The sequence below is a fragment of the Actinomyces gaoshouyii genome, from assembly GCF_002076915.1.
Taxonomy (GTDB): Bacteria; Actinomycetota; Actinomycetes; order Actinomycetales; family Actinomycetaceae; genus Actinomyces; species Actinomyces gaoshouyii.
In genome coordinates this window covers 1,522,119-1,546,597 of the sequence record NZ_CP020468.1, presented here as the reverse complement: position 1 = coordinate 1,546,597, position 24,479 = coordinate 1,522,119, and the positions used below count along the sequence as shown (strand labels likewise).

The following is a 24,479-nucleotide window of genomic DNA, read 5'->3' as shown; positions in this document are numbered from 1 at the left end:
TCGGCCTGATCATCGCGGCCGCCGCGCCAGGGGCGGGCCCATGCGGGCCCGCCCCTGGCGCGGCGCCGCATGATCCCCTCCCGGGGGCCTCTGACGATGGGCGCGACTCGCTCAGCCGCGGGCCGGGCGCAGGAAGACGGCCCCCATCGGGGGGATCCGCAGGCGCACCGAGGCTGGGCGGCCGTTCCACGGCAGCTCCTCGGCCTCGACATGGCCGAGGTTGCCCACTCCGGATCCGCCATAGATCTCGGAGTCGGTGTTGATGATCTCGTCCCAGCCTCCGGCGAAGGGCAGGCCCACCCGGTAGCCCTCGTGCGGGGTGCCGGCGAAGTTGACGATGCAGACTACCAGATCGCTGGCTCCGTCGGGGCCAGTGCCCTTGCGCAGGTAGGAGATGACGTTGTGATCGCCGTCGCCGGCCTCGATCCACTCGAAGCCGCGGTGGGAGAAGTCATCGGCCCACATGGCCGGGGAGGAGGTGTAGAAGTGGTTGAGGTCGGTCACCAGGCGCAGCAGGCCGGCGTGGCCCGGGTCGTCCAGAAGCCACCAGTCCAGGGAGTTGTCCGCGTTCCACTCGGCGCCCTGGCCGATCTCCTGGCCCATGAACAGCAGTTGCTTGCCGGGGTGCGACCACTGGTAGGCGTACAGGGCCCGCAGGCCTGCGAGCTCCTGCCAGGCGTCGCCGGGCATTCGGGAGAGCAGCGACCCCTTGCCATGGACGACCTCGTCATGGCTCAGCGGCAGGATGAACTGCTCGGAGAAGGCGTAGACGAGGGAGAAGGTCAGCTCGCCGTGGTGGTAGCGACGGTTGATCGGCAGCTCCTGCAGGTAGTGCAGGGTGTCGTTCATCCAGCCCATGTTCCACTTGAGCCCGAAGCCCAGGCCGCCGTGGTTCGTGGGGGCGGTGACGCCCGGCCAGGCGGTGGATTCCTCGGCCGCCATGATGATGCCGGGGTTCTTCCGGTAGGCGGTGGCGGTGGCCTCCTGGAGGAAGCTGATGGCTTCCAGGTTCTCCCGCCCGCCGAACTGGTTGGGGGCCCACTGGCCGTCCTGGCGCGAGTAGTCCAGGTAGAGCATGGAGGCGACAGCGTCCACGCGCAGCCCGTCCACGTGGAACTCGCTGAGCCAGTACAGGGCGTTGGCCACGAGGAAGTTGCGGACCTCGTTGCGCCCGAAGTTGAACACGTAGGTTCCCCAGTCGGGGTGCTCGCCGCGGCGGGGGTCCGGGTCCTCGTACAGGGCTGTGCCATCGAAGCGGGCCAGGGCCCACTCGTCCTTGGGGAAGTGCGCCGGCACCCAGTCGAGGATGACGCCGATGCCGGCCTGGTGAAGCGCGTCGACGAGGTAGCGGAAGTCGTCGGGGGTGCCGAAGCGCGCGGTGGGCGCGTAGTAGCCGGAGACCTGGTATCCCCAGGAGCCGCCGAAGGGGTGCTCGGCCACGGGCATGAACTCCACGTGGGTGAAGCCGGCTTCCTTGACGTAGGCGACGAGCTGGTCGGCCAGGCCCCGGTAGCCCAGGCCCTGGCGCCACGAGCCGATATGGACTTCGTAGATGCTCATGGGTCCCGAGTGCGGGTCGGCGGTGCGGCGGCGCTCCATCCACTCCTCGTCGCCCCATTCGTGGACGGCGGTGGTGACCACGGAGGCGGTGGCCGGGGGGACCTCGGTGGCGCGGGCCATCGGGTCCGCCTTCTGATGCCAGGAGCCGTCGGCGAAGCAGATCTCGAACTTGTAGCGCGCTCCCACCCCGACGCCCGGGATGAACAGCTCCCACACGCCGGAGGACCCCAGCGAGCGCATGGCCGAGGCGGTGCCGTCCCAGTAGTTGAAGTCACCGACGACGCGCACGGCCCGCGCATTGGGGGCCCATACGGCGAAGGCGGTGCCGTCGACGCCGCCCATGGGGCCCTCGTAGTGCTTGATATGGGCGCCGAGCACCTCCCACAGCTCCTCATGACGGCCCTCGGAGATGAGGTAGGTATCCATCTCGCCCAGGGTGGGCAGGAAGCGGTACGGGTCGTCGACCCGGGAGGTCTCCTCGCCGTAGGTGACGTCGATGCGGTAGTCCGGGACCGAGTCCCCGGGGATGACGGCGACCCAGACTCCATCCTGCTCGTGTGTTGCGGGGAACTCGCCCGCGGAGGTGACCACGGAGACGGAGTCGGCGAGGTGGCGCACGGTGCGCACGGTGATGCCGTCGGCGCCGACGTGGGCGCCGAGGACCTCATGCGGGTTGTGGTAGCGCGCGTAGGCGACATCCGCGAGGATCCAGGGCTCGACCTCAACAGGGGAGGGGGAGCCGGTCTCGGCATTGGGGATGGGGGACTGCGAGGGGGACCCTGAGGGTGTGGCATCGGTCATGATCGTGATTCTTCCATGGTGGGGCGGGCTGATGCGAGGAAATGCGGACCCTGGTTGCGTCGGATGAGGGAGCGGGGAGGCGGATGGGGGTGATCAGGCTCCCGCCGGGCTGCGGGAGGCGCTTTCATCAGCGCTGCGAGCAGCGACGATGCCGGCCAGGCCCCGCAGCGGGATCGCCATCCAGTCCGGGCGGTTGCGGGCCTCGTACACGGCCTCGTACAGAGCTTTGTCGAGTTCGAGGGCGGCCAGGAGGACGGACTGCCGCCGGTCCTCCTCCGCGCCGGCCCCATCCCCGGGCACGACGGCGCTCTCGGCGCGGTAGCCGTTCAGGAAGGCCGCGCGGACGGCCGCGAGCCAGTCACTGCCGGCGGTGCCGCCATCACCGCTGGAACCCCGCGCGCCGGCGGTGCCGCTCGCCCCGCCGACCGCCCAGGCGTAGTCGAAGGAGCGCAGCATCCCGGCCACGTCCCGCGCCGGCTGGTCAGGGCGGGAGCGCTCGGCCAGGGGGCGCAGCGGCTCCCCCTCGAAATCCAGGACGTACCAGCGCTCAGCGCCGCCGATCTCATGGAGCACCTGGCCCAGGTGGTAGTCGCCGTGGACCCGGCAGGCGGGCTCGAGAACGGGCAGGGAGGCCAACTCGGCCAGGAGGGCGTCGACGGCGGCGCCCAGACCGGGGACCTCCTCGGTCAGGGCCGGGACCTCCCGCATGGCCCAGTCGGCCCGCTCGCGCAGAGTGCGGGCCAGCGCCTCCGGCGCCTGCGGGGGCACCTCGCCCAATGAAGCGCGCAGATGGGCGTGCATCTGCGCGGTGGTCGCCCCCAGGTCCGCCGCCAGGGCCAGGGCGCGCTCGCGGGCGGGCCCGGAGCCGTCGTCGGCGGCCAGCGAGCAGAACAGCTCGAAGCCGTCGTCGGCCCTGGGGATGAAGGCGCAGGCCACGGCCGTGTCCATCGAGGGGACGCCCGCCGTGTCAGGCCCGGGAGCCGCGACGACGGACCAGGCCACGGGCATGCGCACGCGGTCCCAGCCGTCGCGCGCGAGGGCCACGGGGACCTCCACGTCCGGGTTGCGGCCGGGGGCGAGCACGCGGAAGAGCTTGACGATGAGGTCGCCGGTGGAGGCGTCCTCCGCACCACCCGCCTGCTCGGGGGAGGCGGGTGCGGGCATGATGACGCTCGTGTTCGACTGCTCGCCGGTGGTCACGCGCAGCCGCTCGGCGCGCTGGGCGATCGCGGCGGCGCCCTCGGAGTCGAGCACGGTCCCCGCCGCTGCGGCGGCCTCGGCCCAGGCCCGCCAGAAGGCGGGGTGGTGGGCGCCATCGATGAGAGCCAGCTCGCGGCCCTGGGAATCGGTCATGAGCAGGCCCGCGGCCCCGGGGGCGCCGCCGTTGACGGTGCAGCGCGCCAGATCCTCGGGCTCGCCCAGCACGAGTGGCACATGGATGAGCACCTCGGCGGAACGGCCGCCGGCATCGCCTCGCGGCGCGGCGATGATGAGGTCGCGCGCGCCGGGCGCCAGATCGACGCTGTGGGCCAGCCGCAGCACCGACGGCGTGGCGCCGCCCTTGAGGGGGAACCAGCGGCGCGCCAGCATCCAGGGCAGCAGCGCCCCCAGGAGGTCGTCATCCGAGGGCCACTGCGCGGGGCGGGCATCGCTCATCGCGATTCTCCTGTTCCATTGCCGTGTCCCGGCCTCGGGTCGGCGCCCTTTCCATCCTCATGATCGCCGCGGTCGTCGCGACCCCCGCTGCCCTCGCGGTCGCCCTGGCGGGGCAGGACCTCGAGCCAGTAGTAGCCCAGGCCGCCGAGAGTCAGGCGCAGGGCGCCATCGGCCCCAATGGGCGGGAAGGGGGTCCCGCCGAAGATGTCCCGCGTGCCCCGGCCGGCGAGCTCGGGGACACTGATGCTCACCGCCCGTGGGGCGGCGGCCAGGTTGGCCACGCAGATGAGGATGGCGCCGTCCTCGTCGCCCGGCGCTCCGTCCTGGCCGCGTGTGTGCGCCAGGACCGCGGGGTCGGAGGCCTCTCGCAGGGCGAAGCTGCCGCGGCCCAGCACCGGGTGGGCACGGCGCAGGTGCAGGATGCGCCGGGTGAAGTGGAGGAGGGAGTCGGGCCTGCCCATCTCGGTGGACACGGTCAGGTGCGCGTAGCCGGGCGTCTGGATCACCGGGAGGGTGAGGGCGCCGGGGTCCACCACCGCGGAGAAGCCCATGTTGGGGGAGTCGTCCCACTGCATGGGGGTGCGCACGGCGTCGCGGTCCTCCAGCCAGATGTTCTCCCCCATGCCGATCTCGTCGCCGTAGTAGAGGCAGGGGCTGCCCGGCAGGCTCAGCAGGAGGGCCAGGGCGAGCTCGGTCTCCGCGCGGGAGGCGTCCAGGAGGGGGGACAGGCGGCGCCGGATGCCGATGTTGGCGCGCATCCGCTCCTCGGGCGCGTACCAGGCGTACATGCGTGCGCGCTCCTCCTCGGTGACCATCTCGAGGGTGAGCTCGTCGTGGTTGCGCAGGAAGGTGCCCCACTGGCCGTGGGAGGGGATGTCAGGGGTGCGCTCGAGCACCCAGCGGATCGCCTCGGCCGAGCCTGCGCGCAGGGCGTAGTAGATGCGCGGCATCACGGGGAAGTGGAAGCACATGGTGCACTCGGGGGCCTCGGCGGTGCCGAAGTACTCCACGACTTCGTGGGGCCACTGGTTGGCCTCGGCGATGGTGATGGTTCCGGGGAACTCGCGGTCGAGCATCGCCCGGATGCCCGCGATGATCGAGTGCGTGGCGGGGAGGTTCTCGCAGTTGGTGCCCTCGGCCTCGGCGAGATAGGGGATCGCGTCGAGGCGGAACCCGTCCACTCCTGTGCGGGCCCAGAAGCGCACGACGTCGTGCACGGCCTCCACCACGGCGGGGTTGTCGTAGTTGAGGTCGGGCTGGTGGGAGAAGAAGCGGTGCCAGTAGAACTGGCCGCGCTCGACGTCGTAGGCCCAGTTCGACTCCTCCGTGTCCACGAAGATGATGCGCGTGTCCGGGTACCCGGAGTCGTCGTCGCGCCACACGTAGAAGTCTCCGTAGGGCCCCTCGGGATCGCTCCTGGAGGCCTGGAACCAGGGGTGGGCGTCCGAGGTGTGGTTGAGGACCATGTCGATGACGATCCTCATACCGCGCTGGTGCGCCTGGTGGACCAGCTCGCGGAAGTCCTCCATGGTGCCGTAGCGCGGGTCGATGGCGGTGTAGTCGGAGATGTCGTAGCCGCCGTCGCGCATGGGGGAGGGGTAGAAGGGCGGGATCCAGATGCAGTCCACGCCCAGCCATGCCAAGTAGTCCAGTCGGGTGATGAGGCCGGGGATGTCCCCGACGCCGTCGCCGTCGGAATCCGCGAAGGAGCGCAGGAGGGCCTCGTAGAACACTGCTGTGCGGAACCAGTCGGGGTCGGCGTCCAGGCCGGGGCGCGGCTGCTCGGGCAGCACCGGCACGCCCGGAACGGGCGGGACCACTGTCATCGGCGCGGCCCCAGGGGCGGGCACGGGTGCCGTCATCGGGGTCGGGCCGGTGCTCGCCGGGGGCTCCATGGTCGCCAGGGGGCGCGTGCTCGCGCCGACGGGCAGTGCCTCGGGGGGCAGGGGGCTGGGAGCGCTCACAGGGCTCGCACCCGCATGACGTGCGCGACCTGGCCCGAGTGCGGGTCGAGGCGGATGTAGTTCGAGTCGGACCACTCGTAGTCCTGCCCGGTGAGCTCATCGGTGACCGCCAGGCAGGGCCGCGAGCCGTCGGCGTCCTCGGGCAGCCCCAGCTGGACCAGGTTGAGGCTCAACTGGCCGACCTGCGCGTTGTGCGGGTCGAGGTTGACCACGGTGAGCACGACGTCATCCTCGCCCTGCGCGCCCTCGGGCTCCGCCGGGGCCTGTGCGAGGCGCGCCCGCTTGGAGTAGGCGATGATCTGGTCGTTGCCGGTGTCGTGGAACCAGATGTCCCGCAACTGGCCGAGCGCGGGGTGGGAGGCGCGGATCGCGTTGAGCCGGGTGAGGAGATCCTCGATGCCGTTGCCGCGGGCTGCGGCGAAGTCGCGCGGTTTGTACTCGTACTTCTCGTTGTCGATCTGTTCCTCGTAGCCGGGGCGCGGAACGGATTCGGCCAGCTCGTAGCCCGAGTAGATGCCCCAGGTGGGGGACAGAGTGGCGGCGAGCACGGCGCGCAGCTTGAAGGCGGGCACGCCCCCGTGGGTCATGAACGGGGTGAGGATGTCGTGCGTCGTGGGCCAGAAGGCCGGGCGCAGCACGTGCGCGGTCTCCTGGGACAGCTCCACGAGGTAGTCGGTCAGCTCCTCGCGGGTGTTGCGCCACGCGAAGTACGTGTAGGACTGGTGGAAGCCGATCTTGCCCAGGGTGCGCATCATCGCCGGGCGGGTGAAGGCCTCGGCGAGGAAGAGAACCTCGGGGTGGGTCTCGCGCACCTCGCTGATGAGGCGCTGCCAGAAGTCCAGGGGCTTGGTGTGGGGGTTGTCCACGCGGAAGATCGTCACGCCGTGGGCGATCCAGGTGTCGACGACCCCCTTGATGGCGTCGTAAATGCCCTCGGGGTCATTGTCGAAGTTGAGGGGGTAGATGTCCTGGTACTTCTTGGGCGGGTTCTCCGCGTAGGCGATGGAGCCGTCGGCCAGGACCGTGAACCACTCGGGGTGCTCGGCCACCCACGGGTGGTCCGGGGAGCACTGGAGAGCAAGGTCCAGGGCCACCTCCATGCCGAGCTCGCGGGAGCGGGCCACGAAGGCATCGAAGTCCTCGAAGGTGCCCAGGTCCGGGTGGATGGCGTCATGCCCGCCGTCGGCCGAGCCGATGCCATAGGGCGAGCCCGGGTCGCCCGGCCGCGCATTGAGGGTGTTGTTGCGGCCCTTGCGGTTGGCGGTGCCGATCGGGGAGATGGGGGTGAGGTAGAGGACGTCGAAGCCCATCGCCGCGATGCGGTCCAGGTTCTCGGCGGCGGTGCGCAGCGTGCCGGAGTGCCAGTGGCCGTGCTCGTCGCAGTAGGCGCCCAGCGACCTGGGGAAGATCTCGTACCAGGAGCCGGCCAGGGCGCGGGCGCGGTCCACCTGCAGGGGGTAGGCGCGTGAGGGGGAGACGAGGTCCCGCAGCGGCAGGCGGTCGAGGACGCCGACGACGGCGTCGGCCAGCCCCGCCTCCAGGCGCTCGATGGCCGAGCGGGAGGTATCGCGCAGGACGGCCGCGGCGGCTCCCAGCACGGCGGCGTCGGCCTGGCCCCGACCGGGCACCGTCTGGGCGCGCTCCATGAGGCGCGCGCCCTCCTCGAGCATGAGCTCGACGTCGACGCCCGCAGGCACCTTGACCCCGGCGTCATGCGCCCAGGTGGCGTAGGGATCCGACCATCCCTCGACGCGGAAGGACCAGTCGCCCGGGGCGTCCGGGGCCAGGCGGGCCTCGTAGCGGTCCAGGCCGGGGGCGATGAGCCGCATCCGGGCGCTGGGCCCGTCGGTGCCGTCGGGACGGATGAGCACGGCGGTCGCCGCGAAGCGGTCATGCCCCTCCCGGAAGACGGTCGCTCGGATGGGAATGACCTCACCGGGCACCGCCTTGGCGGGCCAGTGGCCATCCTCGACCACGGGGAAGACCTCGGTGACCGGGATCCGGCCGACGAGGGGGCGGGCAGGACGCGGGGCGGTGGTGTGTCGGATCACAGGACAAGACTACGGGCCCGGCGCGCATCCGGCACCCCGAACGGAGGAGCTCCGGGCGCGCCCCTCGACGATCGCGGGCAGGCGGGCTCCGGGCCTCCCCAGCCGCGTCAGTAGTCCATGCGCATGGCGGCGCGCACCGCCCGCAGGGTCTCGTCCGCGACCTCGTTGGCCCGTGCGCTGCCCGAGGCCAGGACCGCCAGGAGGTGGTCCTCGTCGGCGACCAGCTCCTGGCGGCGCGCGCGGATCGGCGCGAAGTACTCGTTGACCGCCTCGGTGGTGAGCCGCTTGAGGGCGCCCGCGCCGCCATCGCCGATGCGCTCGGCGATCTCCTCCGGGGCGCCCGCCCCGCACAGGGAGGCGAGCATGAGCAGGTTGGACACCTCCGGGCGGCCCACGGGGTCATAGGTGATGACGCGGTTGGAGTCCGTCTTGGCCTTCCTCAGGGCCTTGGCGGTCTCATCGGCGCTCATGCGCAGCTCGATCGTGTTGCCCCGCGACTTGCTCATCTTCTCCCCGTCCAGTCCCAGCAGCAGCGGGGCCTCGCCGAGCAGCGCCTCGGGGCGGCGGAACACCGGGCGGGACTTCTCCGCCCGGCCGTAGCGCTTGTCGAAGCGCTGGGCGATGAGGCGCGCCTGCTCCAGGTGGGGCAGCTGATCCTTGCCCACGGGCACGAGATTCGCCTGGCAGAACAGGATGTCCGCCGCCTGGTGGACCGGGTAGGTCAGCAGCAGGCCGCTCATGGCGCGCCCGGCCGTGGCCTCCAGCTCGGCCTTGACCGTGGGATTGCGGTGCAGCTCGGACTCGGTGACCAGGGACAGGAAGGGGAGCATGAGCTGGTTGGCGGCGGGCACCGCCGAGTGGGCGAAGATCGTCGAGCGCTCCGGGTCCACCCCCACGCTCAGCGCGTCCGCCGTGAGCGACAGGACGCGCTCGCGGATGGGGCCCACGCCGTCGCGGTCGGTGATGACCTGGTAGTCGGCCACGAGGATCCAGGTGTCGATGCCCATGTCCTGAATCGGCGCCCAGCTCCGCATCGTCCCGAAGTAGTGACCCAGATGCATGTTGCCGGTGGGGCGCACGCCGGTGAGCATCCGGTAGCGGCCGGGGTTGAGGGGCATGTCCGCCTCGATCTCGCGGCTGCGCACGATGGAGCGGGCGAGCGAGGCGTCGTCGACGGCGCCGGCCAGGGCCTCCTCGGCGGCAGAGGGGGCCTGGGCGGCCGAGGCGGTGTCGGATGCGGGGGAGGACGTCATGGCGCACATCCTAGGCGAGGGGCCTCGCAGGACGTCGCGCCCCTGCCCGCCGGGCCCGCCCGAGCTCAGGGGAGCGGGCGCTGCGAGGGCGACGGCGGGGTGTGGGTGTGCACGGAGAGACAGCCGCCGTCGGACAGGGGAGTGACGACGGCGAAAACCGCGAGCGGCTCCTCACCGCTCCGGCGGGAGGTTCTGGAGGGGGACCGGCTAGCGGGAGCGCTCCGGCTCCTGGGCGAGAGGCTCGCCGGAGAGGTAGATGCGCATGGAGAGTACTTCCATCGTCGTGGTGTCCCCGGGGCGGTCCTGCCGGCAGACAGGGCCCTGGGCGCTCCCGACGGTGGAGACCGGCACGGGCGCCGGGGCCCGCCGTGCCCGGCGGGCCAGCGCGAACGCCGAGGTGCACGGGCGGGGGACCGCCCATGTGGAGTCCCACACGAGATGCCAGTCGCGGCCGTGGGCCTCCGGCAGGACGACCTCCTGCTCCTCCAGGGTGCCGTTGATGACGACGAGGAGGTCGTCGTCGCCCCAAGGGGCGCCCGAGCGGAGCATCTGCACGGTCCGGCAGCCCGGGTCGTGCCAGTCCCAGTGGCTCATGTGCTCGCCGTCGGCCCTGAACCAGGACAGGTCCGGGATCGTGTCCGGCTCGCCGTCGATGAGGGCGGGCGCTCCGACGGCGAAGCGATCCGGGCGCAGCACCGGGTGCGTGTCGCGCAGGCGGACGAGGAAGCGCGTGATGGAGATGAGATCGCGCTGCCAGATCTCCAGATCCCAGTCGTACCAGGAGATTTCGGAGTCCTGGCAGTAGGAGTTGTTGTTGCCGCCCTGGGTGCGGCCCATCTCGTCCCCGCCCAGGATCATCGGGGTGCCCGCGCTGATGAGCAGCGTGCCCAGCAGGTTGCGCGCGGATCGGCGCCGCAGGACCTCGATCGGCCCGCCATCCATTCCCTCGGCCACGGGCCCCTCCCAGCCGTGGTTCCAGGAGCGGTTGTCATCCGTGCCATCGCGGTTGTCCTCGCCGTTGGCCAGGTTCTGCTTGTGGTCGAAGCAGGTCAGGTCCCTCAGCGTGAAACCGTCATGGGCGGTGATGAAGTTGACGCTCGCCAGCGGGCCCCGGCCACCCGGGTACTCCCCGTGGCCGAACAGGTCCACCGAGCCGGACAGGCGCGTGGCCAGGTCCCTCAGGTCCGAGCCGTGGCGCCCCTTGGACAGCTCCGAGGCATCGGCCAGCCAGAAGGAGCGCACCGCGCCGCGGTAGCGGTCGTTCCAGTCCTTGAAGGGCTCCGGGAACTCGCCGGTGCGCCAGCCCCCCGGGCCCACGTCCCAGGGCTCGGAGATGAGCTTGACCCGCTTGAGGACGGGATCGGAGCCCATTGCCGCCAGGAGCGGGTGGCGGGGGGTGAACTCGGCGCCGTGGCGGCCCAGGGTCACCGCGAGGTCGAAGCGGAAGCCGTCGACCCCGACGTCGGTCGCCCAGTAGCGCAGCGAGTCCAGCACCAGCTGGACCGCCCGGGGGGAGCGGAAGTCGATGCTGTTGCCCGTGCCGGTGACATCCCCGTAGGCGGCCGGCCGGTGCGGGGCGTGCAGGTAGTACTCCAGGTTGTCCAATCCCCGCAGGGACAGCGACGGCCCGTCCATGCCGCCCTCGCAGGTGTGGTTGTAGACCACGTCCATGATGACCTCGAGGCCCGCCTCATGGAGGATCGAGACCATGCCGCGCAATTCATCGAGAACCGCCTCGGGGCCGGCGGCCTGGGCGGCGGCCGTCGCGTAGGACGGCTCGGGGGCGAAGAACGACAGCGTCGAGTAGCCCCAGTAATTGCGCCGCCCCCGCTGCTGGAGGAACGGCTCGGAGAAGGCCGCGTGGATCGGCAGGAGCTCGATCGTCGTCACCCCGAGGCCGCGCAAGTACTCGATGGTCGCCGGGTGGGCGAGTCCGGCGTAGGTGCCGCGCAGGGGCTCGGGCACGCCGGGCATCCCCAGTGTCATGCCCTTGACATGGGTCTCGTAGATGACCGTGCGCTCGGTGGGCACGCGCGGGCCGGGGACCACGGGGAAACGGGGTTCGCCTGTGACCACGCCCAGCGCCGTGCTCCCCAGCGAGTCCAACTGAGAGGGGGCGAAGGGGATGAGGGCGGGGGAGAGGTCGTCCTCCACCGTGTGGGCGTAGATCTCCGGCGAGAGCGTGGTCGATCCGCTGATCAGGCGCGCGTAGGGATCGAGGAGCATCTTGCGCGGGTTGTGCAGGAGCGCTTCGGAGGGGTTCCAGAGCCCGTGGACCCGGTACCCGTAGCGCTGCCCGGCGCCGACGTCGGGCACATGCGCGTCCCAGGCGCCCTGCTGCGGGCCGTGCATGCCGATGCGGCGCTCGGAGAGGACGACCCCGGCGTCGTCGACCTCGACGAGGCACAAGTCCACCGCTGAGGCGCGAGGGGCCACGACCACGAAGTCCGTCCCATCTCCCCGGGGGGTGGCGCCCAAGCGGGTGCGCTCGAGTGCGCGTGCCGGCGCTAGTGGCGCAGGGGCGAGTTGGGCCGATTCGGACATGGGCGCCATTGTTGCGTGCGCGCCGATCGGGACCAAGTGCCCGGGTCGCGCCTAGAGCTGATAGAAGGATCACTGGACTGAGCGGGCGGTCACACCCCGCTTTATGGCAACCTTGGACGCATGAAAATCGTCGTCTGCATCAAACACGTTCCTGACGTGCAGTCCGAACGCCGCATCGAGGAGGGCCGCCTCGTGCGCGGTGAGGAGGACGTCATCAACGAGCTCGATGAGAACGCCGTCGAGGCGGCCGTCGCCCTCGCTGAGGACGCCGGGGGTGAGGTGATCGCCCTGACCATGGGCCCGGAGGACTCCGAGGACGGCGTGCGCCGCGCCCTCCAGATGGGGGCCGACTCCGGCCTCGTCATCGCTGATGACGAGCTCGCCGGGGCCGACGTCGTCACCACCGCGCGAGTGCTCGCGGCCGCCATCGGGCGCATCGGCGGCGTCGACCTCGTCGTCACCGGCATGGCCTCCCTGGACGGCATGACCTCCATGCTCCCCGGGGCGCTCGCCGCGGCCATGGGCGTGCCCGCGCTCACCCTGGCCACCGAGCTGGAGATCGCCGCCGGGGCCGTGACGATCCAGCGGACCACCGGCACGCTGCGCGAGACCCTGCGTGCGCCGTTGCCCGCCCTCGTCTCCGTGACCGACCAGGCCAACGAGCCCCGCTACCCGAACTTCGCCGCCATGCGCGCGGCGAAGAAGAAGCCCGTCGACGTGCTGTCGTTGGACGATCTCGGGCTGGGGGGCCTGGGCGATCCGGTTGTCAGCGTGGCGGCCGCCCAGGCGAGGCCGGCCCGCGAGGCCGGCGTCATCCGCACCGACGCCGGGGACGCCGGGCGAGAGCTCGCCGCCTGGCTCGTCGAGTCCAAACTCGTCTGAAGCTCGTCTGAGACTGGTTTGGGGCTCATCCGAGGCCCGCCCGTTAGACGTCTGGTGCGCGCCCGCCGCCCATAAGACCCAAGGAGATCCCGCATGTCCCACGCGCTTGACACCCCCATCCTCGTCCTGGCCGACCTCGACGACGCCGGCCATCCCACAGGTGCCGCTCTGGAGCTGCTCGCCGCGGCCAGGTCGCTCGGCCCCCAGGCGATCGCCCTCGTGCTCGGCGACGCCGCCGCGGCCAGCGCCGTCGGTCCCGCCCTGGCCACCGCGGGCGCGACCCGGCTGCTGGCCGCCGCCGTTCCCGCCCTGGCCGGATGCGCCGCAGACGCCGTGGCTGCCGGCGCGCAGGCCACTGGTGCCGCCGCCGTGCTCGTGACCAGTGACTACCGCGGCAAGGAGATCGCCGGGCGCGCCGCCGTCCTGCTCGGCTCGGCCGCCTCCAGCGACCTGGCCGACCTGCGCCTGGCTGAGGGCGGCGACGCCCTTACCGGTGCCAAGCTGGTCCTATCCGGCTCCTGGTCCACCACCTCCGAGCTCGCCCTTGGCGGTCCCGCCCCCGTGATCGCCGTGAGGCCCGGTGCCTACGAGGCCGTTGCCGACGGTATCGCCGAGCTCACCCCCGAGGTCCTCGAGGTCGCCCCCGCGGCCGAGTCCGTGGCCGTCGAGCTCGTGGAGTCGGAGCGCTCCGCCGCCGCGGCCGGGCCCGAGCTCACCGAGGCCCGCACCGTCGTGGTCGGTGGGCGTGGGGTCGACGGCGATTTCGACCTGGTCCGCTCATTGGCCGAGCCGCTGGGCGCCGCCGTCGGCGCCACGCGCGTGGCCTGCGATGAGGGCTGGATCGAGCGCAGCGCCCAGGTGGGCCAGACCGGTGTGAGCGTCTCCCCGCGCCTGTACATCGGCCTGGGCGTCTCCGGCGCCGTGCACCACACCTCCGGCATCCAGGGTGCGCAGGCCATCGTGGCGGTCTGCGACGACTCCGAGGCCCCGATCTTCGAGATGGCGGACTTCGGCGTCGTCGGGGATGTGGGCGAGGTGGTCCCGCAGATGGTGGCCGAGTTGGCGCGTCTGAGGGGCTGAGCCGGTCCCGGCTGCGGGGTGCACCGGCGGGTCTGCTTGCCGAGCCGGTGGGTCCGTGGAGGCGGGCCAGGCCCGGCCGACGAGCGAGCCGACTCGCTTTGCGCTCCTCGCCCCGCGCGGTCAGTCACTGCTTGACACACACGTAAGGCGACGGCGCACTCATGTCTTACGAACTCCGTCAGGCATGGGATTGGTGCGGAGAGGGCGGGACGGCGATGGGCGGTTCATCGGTGACTGACCGCGCGGATGAGGAGGCCAAGCGCCGAGCCTTCCGGATCGCGGAGGACTCCGGCTTCGATCTGTCATCGGTCACTCGTACCTTCTACCTGCGGAATTATCAGGGACAACGTGATCCCTCTCAGGCTCGGCCGCCCGGCGCCCAACGAGGATTCGCACGAGGCCCCGGCGGAGTCGGAGCGGATCCTCGATTCTGGCGGGGTGCGCTTCGGCGGGCCTGATGAGGTCTTCGCCGATCTCGGGATCTGAACCCGATGCTGCGCGCCGATATGACGTCCAGGTTCCTCCGGGATGTCAAGCAGCTCAAGACGCGGCATGCGCATGGAGGACCTGCGTGAGGTGAGCGTGCTCGTACCGGAGAACTCGGAGGAGGAATCAGCGGATGAGCCCCGTCGCCGTCATCGCATGCACCGCTGGCCTGGAGACTGGAGGGACTCGTACGAGTATCCTGCCCTCTCCATCCATTCCGCCCTCTTCTAGCCCTCTTGGCTTCGCGTGACCGTCTCGCCCTGGGGATACCGTTTCGGCCCGCTCCTGCGCCCTCAAACTGCGAGGATGAGGGCGCAGGAGCGGGCCGAGACGGTATCTGGAGGGCGAAGCCGCAATGCTGGGGTGAGACGGTATCTCGGGGGCGAAGCGCGGAACGCCGGGCTGCCGATGGATATTGGATCGGGACCTCTGGCGCTTCAGGCGACGGTGGCGTGGGCGAGGACGCGCCGGCTGTCGGGCCCGCCGTAGACGACGACGGACTGCCCGGCGGCAACCCCGCGCAGAGGCTCGCCGAGCTCGACGTGGAGGGATGCGGCCTCGGCGTCCGCAGTGACGCGTGCCCGAATGGGACGTCCGTGGGCGCGCACCTGCACGTGGGCGTCGGCCCATCCGAGCGGCCCGGGGGCGGCACCTGAATCAGCGCCCGTGCCCTCGCTCGGCCCCAACGGCTCGGGGTCGGCCAGGAGGATGAGGCCATCGGCGTCGAGGCTCCTGCGCTGGAGGAGCGCGGCGGGGCCGACGACGACCTCATTGGTGGCTGGGCGGGTCTCCAGGACGTAGCGGGGCCGACCGTCGGGGGCGGGGCGGGTGAGCCCCAGGCCCTTGCGCTGGCCGACTGTGAAGCCGAAATAGCCGGAATGCTCGCCCAGCACCTCGCCGTCGGGCGTGACCATTCGGCCCGGGGAGGAGCCCAGGGCGCGGGTGAGGAAGCCGCGGGTGTCGCCGTCGGCGACGAAGCAGATGTCGTAGGAGTCGGGCTTGTCGGCCACGGGCAGGCCCCGCTGGGCGGCCTCGGCGCGCACGGCGGCCTTGCTGGGGGCGTCGCCCAGGGGGAAGAGCGCGCGGGCCAGGCCCTCACGGCCGGAGACGGCCAGGACGTAGGACTGGTCCTTGGCGGTGTCCGCGGCGCGCGAGAGGGTCAGGCCGGCGGCGTCGCCTGGGCGGCCGGCGCTGGCGCCGCCGCTCAGGCGCGCGTAGTGGCCGGTGGCGACGGCGTCGAAGCCGAGGGCGAGGGCGCGCTCGAGGAGGGCGTCGAATTTGATGCGTTCGTTGCAGCGCACGCAGGGGTTGGGAGTGCGGCCGGCGCGGTACTCGGCAAGGAAGTCAGCGACGACGCGCTCCTCGAACTCGTCGGACAGGTCCCAGGTGTAGAAGGGGATGCCGAGGATGTCGGCGGCCCAGCGGGCGTCGGAGGCATCCTCGATGGAGCAGCAGCCGCGTGAGCCGGAGCGGGTGGCCTCCCGGTCGCGGGACAGCGCCATGTGGATGCCGACGACGTCGTGCCCGGCATCGATGGCGCGTGCGGCGGCGACGGCGGAGTCGACACCGCCGGACAGGGCGGCCAGGACGCGCATGGTGCTCCTCGGGGTAGTTTGGTTGGGGTGCGCTGCTGCGTAAGGTTGTGGTACCACCGTACGGCGGCTCCTCTGGAGCAGTCCCGTCCCAGCTCGGAAGGAGGAAGGGATCGGGGAAGTGAGGTGGCGGCCGTGCCCAAGCTGAGAGATCAGCGCGCGGGGCCGCCGGGAGGAGGAAGTGTCAGGCAGGTAGGCGCAGCACTTAACTCCAACGCCCACCTGATCCGGACCATCGGTGTCCTAACGGATGCCCTCGGCAAATGATCCATATGAGCCATTGCCCCCGGGGACCCATTCGGTCGCAGCCAGGTCGGGTTCCACATTATGGTCCCTGCGCTACCGCCTGTCCACGACGTGAGCATTACCTGCCGTCACCGCCCATCCGTCGGTGCCTGACGGTTGGCCGGCACCGTCCTGTGATCCGCACCGAGGCCGGGCATCCCGTCTCGCCGCGATCATCGGGAGCGGCGTGGTCCTGATCGGGGCGGCACTGCTCATCATCAGCCTCATCGAGCTCGCCGACGGATCCGGTGTCGCTGGACCCGGCTTCACCGTCGAGCCCAGGTGGGGTCGAGCCGACGGCCCAGGCGGCAGGGCGAGGGAAAAGTAAGCTAGAGGGGAGGCGGAGTGATTATGAGGGTGATACTGCTCAGGGGCTGGTCGAGTTCGGGGCTCTGGCTGCCGTGTCCCGACGAACGGGCCTGTTCTGACGTTACCCAGGCCGAAGAGGGGATCCGCCTCCAGCTCGCCGGGTGCGTCCACACGGCTTGCGCGCCGGACTGACCCAGGCCGAGTTGGTCGACTGCATAGGCTCCTGGCAGTCAGTCATCTTCGCCGTCGAGAACGGCGGCCGGGTTATTTCAGTTCTCATGCTCCGGCGCATCGTTCGTGCGCTGGAGGTCAACCTGGTCATTGACATGGCTGCCGTCAGTTGACCACCACGCATCCATATATGAGTCCAGGCGTCCGGGCCGCTAAGGTGTCGCTCGTGCTCTGGCTCGGGATTATCCCCGCATACACGGGTGCACACGCCAGAAGCGTGAGGGACCTGGTTTTAAGCGGGATCATCCCCGCATACGCGGGGTGCACAGGCGCCCTCGACGCCGAGGACCACGGAGTCAGGGATCATCCCCGCATACGCGGGGTGCACTAGGCGGCCTGGTCGAGCCGGTCAGCTTCTCTCGGATCATCCCCGCATACGCGGGGTGCACCGGGGGGCCTCGATCTCGTCGAGGTCCATGGTCGGATCATCCCCGCATACGCGGGGTGCACGTCTTGATCGCCGCGTTCGCCGCGTCGATCAGCGGATCATCCCCGCATACGCGGGGTGCACCGGCTGGCGTGATCTTCACTGCTACGTCCCGCGGGATCATCCCCGCATACGCGGGGTGCACGGAGACGACCGTGCTCGTGAGCGAGCTGGGGCGGGATCATCCCCGCATACGCGGGGTGCACCTGAACAATGATCCGACAGTGATCATGATGCCGGGATCATCCCCGCATACGCGGGGTGCACTGTGGCGGTCTCCGATGCGATGCTGGCCGCCGGGGATCATCCCCGCATACGCGGGGTGCACCCCCCGCTGAATAGCGCGTAGACCCACTCGCTAGGATCATCCCCGCATACGCGGGGTGCACTGCCGGTCATGGCGCCACCCTCTCGGTGGCGGCGGATCATCCCCGCATACGCGGGGTGCACCGCCGCTTCCGCCGTCCGGGCGGTTGCGGGGGCGGATCATCCCCGCATACGCGGGGTGCACAGGCTGTTGCCGCCGCCGGGGACGGCCGCGTCCGGATCATCCCCGCATACGCGGGGTGCACCGCCGCTGACCCGTCACCGCATCACCCGAGACGGGATCATCCCCGCATACGCGGGGTGCACGCTACACCCCTACCGCCGGGGGGCTGCGGGGGCGGGATCATCCCCGCATACGTGGGGTGCACAACTTTTTTGAAATACTTATCGCAAAAAGCACCGGATCATCCCCGCATACGCGGGGTGCACCACGCCCCCGTAACGTAATCCCGGTCACACGGCGGATCATCCCCGCATACGCGGGGTGCACGCCACAGTGAAGCCGTTCTCCTGGACGAAGTGCGGATCATCCCCGCATACGCGGGGTGCACTCGCTCTCGGACGAGTCGGCCGTGTACTCCGTGGGATCATCCCCGCATACGCGGGGTGCACGTCCCACGAGGCGGTGACCTCGTTGGTGGTGCCGGATCATCCCCGCATACGCGGGGTGCACCTATGCTCGCCGAGTGTGAGAGATGTCACCCACGGATCATCCCCGCATACGCGGGGTGCACATAGCCTGCGCCTGCTTGATGAACTCGGCGCGGGGATCATCCCCGCATACGCGGGGTGCACTGTCTCAGGTGCGGGCGTCGGTCCCCAAGACGCGGATCATCCCCGCATACGCGGGGTGCACTTGCCGAGGGCGTCACCGATCATTTTAGCGGCGGGATCATCCCCGCATACGCGGGGTGCACGTACCGGAGCTGGGCTATCTGGCGACGGTACGAGGATCATCCCCGCATACGCGGGGTGCACAGGAGTGGACCGATCCGGACTCCGAGCAGCTTGGGATCATCCCCGCATACGCGGGGTGCACGCGACCCCCCTACCGCCGGGGGCTGCGGGGGCGGGATCATCCCCGCATACGCGGGGTGCACGGATCAGGTCGGTGAGGCTCATGGGACTCTCACGGATCATCCCCGCATACGCGGGGTGCACTCCTCCAGCCCGACATTCGTGCCGCCGCCCATCGGATCATCCCCGCATACGCGGGGTGCACGGGCGCTGCGCGAGGGCAAGCATGCCCGGCGTGGGATCATCCCCGCATACGCGGGGTGCACTCAGTGGAAAGCTGGCGGTACTGGTCCCGAAGCGGATCATCCCCGCATACGCGGGGTGCACTGACCCTAGACAGCGCGTCAACCGAGATGCGTAGGATCATCCCCGCATACGCGGGGTGCACAGGTTTTGCCGGAGCGGATGGCGCCGTCGAGGAGGATCATCCCCGCATACGCGGGGTGCACATCCAGTTGCGCCACGTGGCCCGCCAATCCGTCGGATCATCCCCGCATACGCGGGGTGCACAGCGATCATGTCGTCGAGGCTCTGGTTGGGTTGGGATCATCCCCGCATACGCGGGGTGCACATTTTCTTATCCCCTTGCCGGGAATGAATGTCAGGATCATCCCCGCATACGCGGGGTGCACGTCCATCCCTCATCTGTGGGGACGATAATGCTCGGATCATCCCCGCATACGCGGGGTGCACGCCCCCAGAATCCCGCTCAGGCCGGAGAACGCCGGATCATCCCCGCATACGCGGGGTGCACGAGGCGAGTTCCGTGTCGAAGAGATCAAGTTGCGGATCATCCCCGCATACGCGGGGTGCACGCCGCTCGGGCCAGGGCGCTGGAAAAAAGTGAGGGATCATCCCCGCATACGCGGGGTGCACATCATCCTGCACGCCCGCGAGGAGGTCTGCCTCGGATCATCCCCGCATACGCGGGGTGCACCGCTCTCCGAAAATCACCGCACTCCTCGATATCGGATCATCCCCGCATACGCGGGGTGCACGCGGCCAACGGGCTCAGCAGTCGGCAGGCGATGGGATCATCCCCGCATACGCGGGGTGCACCGTGCGGCGCGCGTCACCCCATGACCAGTGACCGGATCATCCCCGCATACGCGGGGTGCACTTTCCCGGCTTTTTGCGTATCCTCGATTGTGGCGGATCATCCCCGCATACGCGGGGTGCACCTGGCGACACACTGGGCGACCGCCTCATCCCTCGGATCATCCCCGCATACGCGGGGTGCACAACTGAGCGCTCTTTCGGATATCCGCACCGATAGGATCATCCCCGCATACGCGGGGTGCACGCCCTCGCCGGCCTGATCTACACGCCCGAGGATGGATCATCCCCGCATACGCGGGGTGCACCTGGCCTCTCACACCGGGCGATCACCGCCTACGGGATCATCCCCGCATACGCGGGGTGCACGCTCGCATAGACATGCCCAGCACGATGGCGCGCGGATCATCCCCGCATACGCGGGGTGCACTGGTAACTGGGCCTGATGCTCCGTCGCTGTGGCGGATCATCCCCGCATACGCGGGGTGCACGCCGCATGCAAGGGTGACGCATCCAGCGATTGGGGATCATCCCCGCATACGCGGGGTGCACTGAGGTATCTCATGAGGTTGGCGGGCTTGGGAGGGATCATCCCCGCATACGCGGGGTGCACGCTCGATAGCGGGGACCAGTACGAGCGTCTGGCGGATCATCCCCGCATACGCGGGGTGCACGCCTTTGGCTTAATCGAGGCAATCTGATTCAGAGGATCATCCCCGCATACGCGGGGTGCACCTCGGCACGAGCACTCTGCCGGATGACGCCACCGGATCATCCCCGCATACGCGGGGTGCACCCCGATCGACCGGCCATGTGGGTGCACGCCCAGGGGATCATCCCCGCATACGCGGGGTGCACCCTGGTACTGCCGCTTCAGCGGAATCCAAGCCGGGATCATCCCCGCATACGCGGGGTGCACTCCACCGGTCAGGCTTGGAGCCGACGAACCCCGCGGATCATCCCCGCATACGCGGGGTGCACTGGGGCGCCCCGCTACGCAGCGCGTTGACGGGGGGATCATCCCCGCATACGCGGGGTGCACACTTGGCAATCCTTGAGACCCCAACGGCATTGTAATCTATCTGAAACCTTTTGCCTTCACTCCCCACCTAGAGCCCGTTCCGCCGAGTTCCTGTAGCGGCGTCGACGAGCGGCAATGGACCACGACTCCTTCGCCGGCCTCGCGGCTCCGGGGGTCACCTGCGATCCTTCGATTGCTCGGTACGGGGTCCGCATCACTAGGCAGCCCTCGAAATCCGCAGGTTCCCGATCGTGGCCGAGCGAGGCCACAGAGAAATGTTGCTCCGACCGCGTGGACCAAATGAGGAGTGCGCGACCGTCACCGATATACGCCCTGACCAGGTCCCATAGTTGCTCGCGCACTCGGGCGGCGAGATGCCCGACGAACACTCCGGGGGAGACCTCCATCAACCAGCGCGTGAGCGAGCCGCGCAACTGCGCGGGAGCGGCGGTGAGAACCAGAACTACCATCCACCTGCCTCCTCTACTCCGATCGCGGCGTAGTTCGCCCCGCCGGAGACGGCCTTCTTCTGGTAGTCCCACAAGGAGACCACGTTGATGGCCAGGTCCTCTGTCTCCTCAGTGCCGAGCATTGTGTGGATATCATGGACCGCGCGCTCAATCACTTTCAGCTCGAAGATCCGGTCCCGCACCCTGCGTCGGGTTGTGCCCGTGATATCCTCCATTCTTTCCGCGATGACGTTGAAAGCGATCGGTATTGTCGTCTCTGCCTTGTAAAGGTCGGCGACGTCGTAGACGAATGAACGCTCATGCCCGGTGTGAATGAAACCGAGCCCGGGCGAGCATCCGAGCGACACGATCACCGCGTGCACCACTCCGTACAGGGCGGCATGCGCGGCGGACAGCGCCTGATTGATGGGATCGGAGGCTTCGAAATCGTCAGGTCGATAATCCCGCCTCGTCCACGGCACACCGGTGCGGCGGGAGTTGTCCCTGTAGACCTCGCGAACGCGAGCACCCTCACGCCCACGCAGTTGCTGCATCGTCAAACCACTGACGTTCTCACCCTCGAAACGCCAGCAATACATCTGCCGTGCGACTTGCAAGCGTTTCTGGGGCGAGGAGACGCGTGCTGCCTGCTCAACAAGGAGCCGTGTGGAGGTGGCCAAGGAACGCCCGTGCGCGTAGTACCGCACGCCGCGCTCCCCAACCCACACGGCTGTGGTCCCGCACTCGCCCAGAAGACTCATCGCCTGATGGCTCACCGAAGTTCCCGGGCCGAGAAGGACAGCCACCAGAGAAGCCGCTGGAACTCGAATGGTGCCCTGATCATTGCGAGCTGTAAGGGCGCCATCCTCCCGATGGACCACGCAGTGCTCCAAATAAAGGAAGGACATCCGGTCCTGAACGCGAGGGAGCGCCGTGACGGGCACGGGCAGCATCCTTGTCATGATCAGCTCCTGTGAGGCCGGACGAGCGTCATGAGCCCGCAGCCATATGCCTTCGAGCGTCCGATTCCGGACACCAGTGTCGTCCGCAACTTGTCGGCGTCGGTCACTCTCAGAAGTCCTTCGTAGACAGTTCGATTAATCGTCACGCGTGCGCGACGATTCGCGTGAGGATCATTTCTCCAGAATTCAGGACGCTCTCTGTGAACCACTGTCACTGAATCGTCCCCATCGTCGCCACTTGCGGAAAGAGGCTCGAAGCCATGATTAGCGGCCCTGTTGAGGAGCCACTGGCGCTGCTGCGCCACCGTCACATGTCCATAGACCTTGCCGCGGAGGCCAGGTCCTTGCGGTGCCGCATGCGACGGATTCGCCGCGAGGCGAAACGCCCAGACTTGTCCTGCCGTCAGGTGGAAGAGGAAAGGTTCGTAGTCACGAGTGAGAGCGTCTGCTCCGGCTGGGGCTGCCTCCGCGATAAGTTGAGCCATGGCCGGTTCTGTGGGGGAGGCAACATAAAGGGTGACGCCGAAAGCCCCCCGGTCCACGCGCCAGAGAATACGTCCCCGAGTTTTGATGGAAGTGCTTTCCAAGGGGGTTGCGGCCTTCATAACGGCAGCATGCATCGCCTGCGGTGATCCAAGATACTTGCGTGCGAGTCTCCGCCCAGGATCCAGCTCGATCTTCGTCAAGAACATTCCTGCGCCTCCTCCAGTTCGGCCATGGGGTCGTGAGAATCAGGGTGGGCGTTGCCGACCTCCACCCACTGGCGCTCGACCTGCCTGAACCCGTAGTCGCGGCGCCGAGGGTCGAAGGAGTGCGGAACGTCGCGGCTTGCGTAGGCCGAGCGGCGTTCCGTGACCGGAACCGCATCCTGGTCGATGAGAACCTCCGCCTTGAACGCACCGTGCCTCCGGGTCTGAAACCACTGTGAGGCCTGCCAGGGCTCGTCCTGAAGCGCTGCGAGCAGCGGGGCCGGGCGCAGTCCCAGCGACACCGGTTGCGTCGGCGGGCACGATCTGCGTCCCAGGTACAGGGGGAAGACGGGGCGGCGGAGTGCCTCGTTGAGCCCCTCCAGAAGCGAGTGGTCCCCCTCGATGCCGGCCAGGAAGACGGCGTCGGCGATGTAGTACCGGTTGGATAGCGGCATGGAGGTCTTGCCGTCCAGAGTGCGGGCGGTGTGGAAGTCCCGGATGACGCTGCCGGGCTGGTCCTTGCGCACACCGAAGCTGAGCGATAGCAGGTCCTCGATGGGGTCAGTGCGGCGTCGCCCGACTGCGGCGGCCAGCATGCCGATGACCCCGCTCTTCGTCGGCGCAGGCTCAGTATCTCTCACCGTGAATCGTGAAGTCACCCCCCATGCCTGCATCGGCCCTGCGAGTCGCAGGAGAAGGACGCTCATCAGGCATTCTCCTCGTCGAGGACGCGGGAAGCCAGCACCTGGCTGACCTGCGCCGGCAGGTCAGTGAAGGTGAGCCGCTCGCCAAGCGAGGCCACGGCGTCGGAGTCGATGAGGGAGACGACAAAACTTGCAGCCGGCCTCATCCCGTACGCGCTCTCGATACTGGTCGCGTACTGGGCCAGGGCCTGGATGGAGCGACCAAGGTACCCGTCGCCTGCATTCGCGGGAACGGCCGTCTCGAAAGCGCCCACCAGGGAGACCGGCTGGTCCTCGCGCACGGTGACCATGATCATCTCCGGAAGAGTGCGATTGGCGAAGGTGTTCTGCTTACCGGTGGGCATCGACAGGCAGAAGCCGGAGACGAAGGCCTCCAGTGCGTGCAGGGCTGCCTGTCCGTCCCCGAGATTCATTTTCAGCAGGTCGATGTTGACCGTCGCGTAGCGGTACATGGTGGCCGACGCGAACTCTACGGTGCCCATCATGCCGGCGCCCGCGTCCTCCTCCTCGGAGCGGTTCTTCTCGTCGTCAACAGCCGTGAAGAAGTCATACTCGTTCTCCGCAGCGTGGGTTGAGATCGCGTGCGCCACTTGGCAGGCGGCGTCGACGTTGAGATCAGCGTCGTCGGCAACCATCCTGCCGAAGAGCGAGACGTCGACAGCGTGCTCCTCCTTGAAGATCTTCTTGACCTCCTTGGCTTCCAGGCTGGTGCCACCACGCTCTGCGGCGATGGCGAGGTCGGCGAGCCGATCCACCTGGCTGCGGGAGAGGAACAGGAGGTAGCCGGACTCCTGAGGAGCGCCCTGCTTGTTGCCCCGCGGGGCTGTGAGCTTGATCTTGGCAGCCTTGAACACATCCTCCGCCAGAGCAATGGCCCGATCTTCCAGATCCGGGGCCTGGGATGTAATGGCCTCGGCAAGGACCTTGACGACGCGCTTGGTACGAGTGCCCAGGTCGGAGGTGTCGAGATGATCGATGAAGTGCAGCCGAGTCGCCCGCTTCCAGGACTGGCTGGAGACCCGCAAGCGCCTGACCCCTCCGTAGACGGCGGACTTGGGTGAGCCGGAGTCGTCGCGGTTGACGCAGCTCGGCGGGACGGACTGGATGACGTGGATGTCGACGAAAGTGCTCAT

General features: G+C 69.3%; 15 protein-coding genes and 1 CRISPR repeat array. Of the genes, 3 read left to right on the top strand and 12 right to left on the bottom strand.

The genetic code is table 11. The annotated features are described in order from the left end of the window. Positions 1–111: 111 nt before the first annotated feature. The 6 genes from glgB to glgX all read right to left on the bottom strand — a co-directional run bounded on the left by glgB (position 112) and on the right by glgX (position 11,829). Positions 112–2,361 (bottom strand): 1,4-alpha-glucan branching protein GlgB, encoded by a 2,250-nt coding sequence (glgB, locus tag B6G06_RS06285; protein ID WP_240494028.1) that lies wholly within the window; start codon positions 2,359–2,361, stop codon positions 112–114. A gap of 93 nt (positions 2,362–2,454) precedes the next feature. After that, positions 2,455–4,017 (bottom strand): phosphotransferase, encoded by a 1,563-nt coding sequence (locus tag B6G06_RS06280; protein WP_081171564.1) that lies wholly within the window; start codon positions 4,015–4,017, stop codon positions 2,455–2,457. After that, entirely contained in the window at positions 4,014–5,879 is a 1,866-nt protein-coding gene (gene treS, locus B6G06_RS06275) for a maltose alpha-D-glucosyltransferase (protein ID WP_420807206.1), read from the bottom strand. The genes B6G06_RS06280 and treS overlap by 4 nt, the downstream gene beginning before the upstream one ends. Before the next feature lie 98 nt (positions 5,880–5,977). Next, a complete protein-coding gene (locus tag B6G06_RS06270) occupies positions 5,978–8,032 on the bottom strand; it encodes an alpha-1,4-glucan--maltose-1-phosphate maltosyltransferase (protein WP_081171560.1) in 2,055 nt (684 codons plus the stop codon). Positions 8,033–8,139: 107 nt separating this feature from the next. Then, positions 8,140–9,285 carry a tryptophan--tRNA ligase gene (gene trpS, locus B6G06_RS06265; RefSeq protein WP_081171558.1) on the bottom strand — a complete coding sequence of 382 codons (1,146 nt, stop codon included), beginning with the start codon at positions 9,283–9,285 and terminating at the stop codon, positions 8,140–8,142. Positions 9,286–9,492: 207 nt separating this feature from the next. Then, positions 9,493–11,829: a glycogen debranching protein GlgX gene (glgX, locus tag B6G06_RS06260; RefSeq protein WP_080461788.1), complete on the bottom strand. Its 2,337-nt coding sequence runs from the start codon at positions 11,827–11,829 to the stop codon at positions 9,493–9,495. A 120-nt stretch (positions 11,830–11,949) separates the two neighbouring features. Here glgX and B6G06_RS06255 point away from each other — a divergent pair, with 120 nt between their 5' ends. The 3 genes from B6G06_RS06255 to B6G06_RS10240 all read left to right on the top strand — a co-directional run bounded on the left by B6G06_RS06255 (position 11,950) and on the right by B6G06_RS10240 (position 14,277). Then, positions 11,950–12,711 (top strand): electron transfer flavoprotein subunit beta/FixA family protein, encoded by a 762-nt coding sequence (locus tag B6G06_RS06255; RefSeq protein ID WP_080461787.1) that lies wholly within the window; start codon positions 11,950–11,952, stop codon positions 12,709–12,711. A gap of 93 nt (positions 12,712–12,804) precedes the next feature. Next, the gene (locus B6G06_RS06250) at positions 12,805–13,791 is read left to right on the top strand and encodes an electron transfer flavoprotein subunit alpha/FixB family protein (RefSeq protein ID WP_080461786.1); all 987 of its coding nucleotides are present in this window, start codon (positions 12,805–12,807) and stop codon (positions 13,789–13,791) included. A gap of 348 nt (positions 13,792–14,139) precedes the next feature. Then, positions 14,140–14,277 carry a hypothetical protein gene (locus B6G06_RS10240; protein WP_158082808.1) on the top strand — a complete coding sequence of 46 codons (138 nt, stop codon included), beginning with the start codon at positions 14,140–14,142 and terminating at the stop codon, positions 14,275–14,277. Positions 14,278–14,714: 437 nt separating this feature from the next. Here the strand turns inward: B6G06_RS10240 and mnmA are convergent, their stop codons facing one another. The 6 genes from mnmA to cas7e all read right to left on the bottom strand — a co-directional run bounded on the left by mnmA (position 14,715) and on the right by cas7e (position 24,479). Beyond that, positions 14,715–15,872, bottom strand: coding sequence for a tRNA 2-thiouridine(34) synthase MnmA (gene mnmA / locus B6G06_RS06245; protein WP_081171556.1), 1,158 nt, complete (start codon positions 15,870–15,872; stop codon positions 14,715–14,717). 1,061 nt (positions 15,873–16,933) lie between these two features. Further along, positions 16,934–20,563: direct repeats of the CRISPR family, unit length 28 nt; unit sequence GGATCATCCCCGCATACGCGGGGTGCAC. Between the two features lie 56 nt (positions 20,564–20,619). After that, positions 20,620–21,012 (bottom strand): type I-E CRISPR-associated endoribonuclease Cas2e, encoded by a 393-nt coding sequence (cas2e, locus tag B6G06_RS06235; RefSeq protein WP_080461784.1) that lies wholly within the window; start codon positions 21,010–21,012, stop codon positions 20,620–20,622. Next, the gene (gene cas1e, locus B6G06_RS06230; RefSeq protein WP_081171554.1) at positions 21,006–21,953 is read right to left on the bottom strand and encodes a type I-E CRISPR-associated endonuclease Cas1e; all 948 of its coding nucleotides are present in this window, start codon (positions 21,951–21,953) and stop codon (positions 21,006–21,008) included. Before cas1e ends, cas2e begins: the two co-directional genes overlap by 7 nt. Positions 21,954–21,955: 2 nt before the next feature. After that, positions 21,956–22,645 carry a type I-E CRISPR-associated protein Cas6/Cse3/CasE gene (gene cas6e, locus B6G06_RS06225; RefSeq protein ID WP_081171552.1) on the bottom strand — a complete coding sequence of 230 codons (690 nt, stop codon included), beginning with the start codon at positions 22,643–22,645 and terminating at the stop codon, positions 21,956–21,958. Beyond that, positions 22,636–23,349 carry a type I-E CRISPR-associated protein Cas5/CasD gene (gene cas5e / locus B6G06_RS06220; protein WP_081171550.1) on the bottom strand — a complete coding sequence of 238 codons (714 nt, stop codon included), beginning with the start codon at positions 23,347–23,349 and terminating at the stop codon, positions 22,636–22,638. Before cas5e ends, cas6e begins: the two co-directional genes overlap by 10 nt. Continuing rightward, the gene (gene cas7e / locus B6G06_RS06215) at positions 23,349–24,479 is read right to left on the bottom strand and encodes a type I-E CRISPR-associated protein Cas7/Cse4/CasC (RefSeq protein WP_081171548.1); all 1,131 of its coding nucleotides are present in this window, start codon (positions 24,477–24,479) and stop codon (positions 23,349–23,351) included. Before cas7e ends, cas5e begins: the two co-directional genes overlap by 1 nt.

Excerpts from the sequence above, each read along its gene's own strand:
- cas2e (WP_080461784.1), bottom strand. The coding sequence starts at position 21,012 with ATGGTAGTTCTGGTTCTCACCGCCGCTCCCGCGCAGTTGCGCGGCTCG.
- B6G06_RS06250 (WP_080461786.1), top strand. The coding sequence starts at position 12,805 with ATGTCCCACGCGCTTGACACCCCCATCCTCGTCCTGGCCGACCTCGAC.
- cas5e (WP_081171550.1), bottom strand. The coding sequence starts at position 23,349 with ATGAGCGTCCTTCTCCTGCGACTCGCAGGGCCGATGCAGGCATGGGGG.
- B6G06_RS06280 (WP_081171564.1), bottom strand. The coding sequence starts at position 4,017 with ATGAGCGATGCCCGCCCCGCGCAGTGGCCCTCGGATGACGACCTCCTG.
- glgB (WP_240494028.1), bottom strand. The coding sequence starts at position 2,361 with ATGACCGATGCCACACCCTCAGGGTCCCCCTCGCAGTCCCCCATCCCC.
- glgX (WP_080461788.1), bottom strand. The coding sequence starts at position 11,829 with ATGTCCGAATCGGCCCAACTCGCCCCTGCGCCACTAGCGCCGGCACGC.
- cas7e (WP_081171548.1), bottom strand. The coding sequence starts at position 24,479 with ATGAGCACTTTCGTCGACATCCACGTCATCCAGTCCGTCCCGCCGAGC.
- cas6e (WP_081171552.1), bottom strand. The coding sequence starts at position 22,645 with ATGTTCTTGACGAAGATCGAGCTGGATCCTGGGCGGAGACTCGCACGC.
- B6G06_RS06255 (WP_080461787.1), top strand. The coding sequence starts at position 11,950 with ATGAAAATCGTCGTCTGCATCAAACACGTTCCTGACGTGCAGTCCGAA.
- trpS (WP_081171558.1), bottom strand. The coding sequence starts at position 9,285 with ATGACGTCCTCCCCCGCATCCGACACCGCCTCGGCCGCCCAGGCCCCC.
- cas1e (WP_081171554.1), bottom strand. The coding sequence starts at position 21,953 with ATGACAAGGATGCTGCCCGTGCCCGTCACGGCGCTCCCTCGCGTTCAG.
- treS (WP_420807206.1), bottom strand. The coding sequence starts at position 5,879 with ATGACGGCACCCGTGCCCGCCCCTGGGGCCGCGCCGATGACAGTGGTC.
- mnmA (WP_081171556.1), bottom strand. The coding sequence starts at position 15,872 with ATGCGCGTCCTGGCCGCCCTGTCCGGCGGTGTCGACTCCGCCGTCGCC.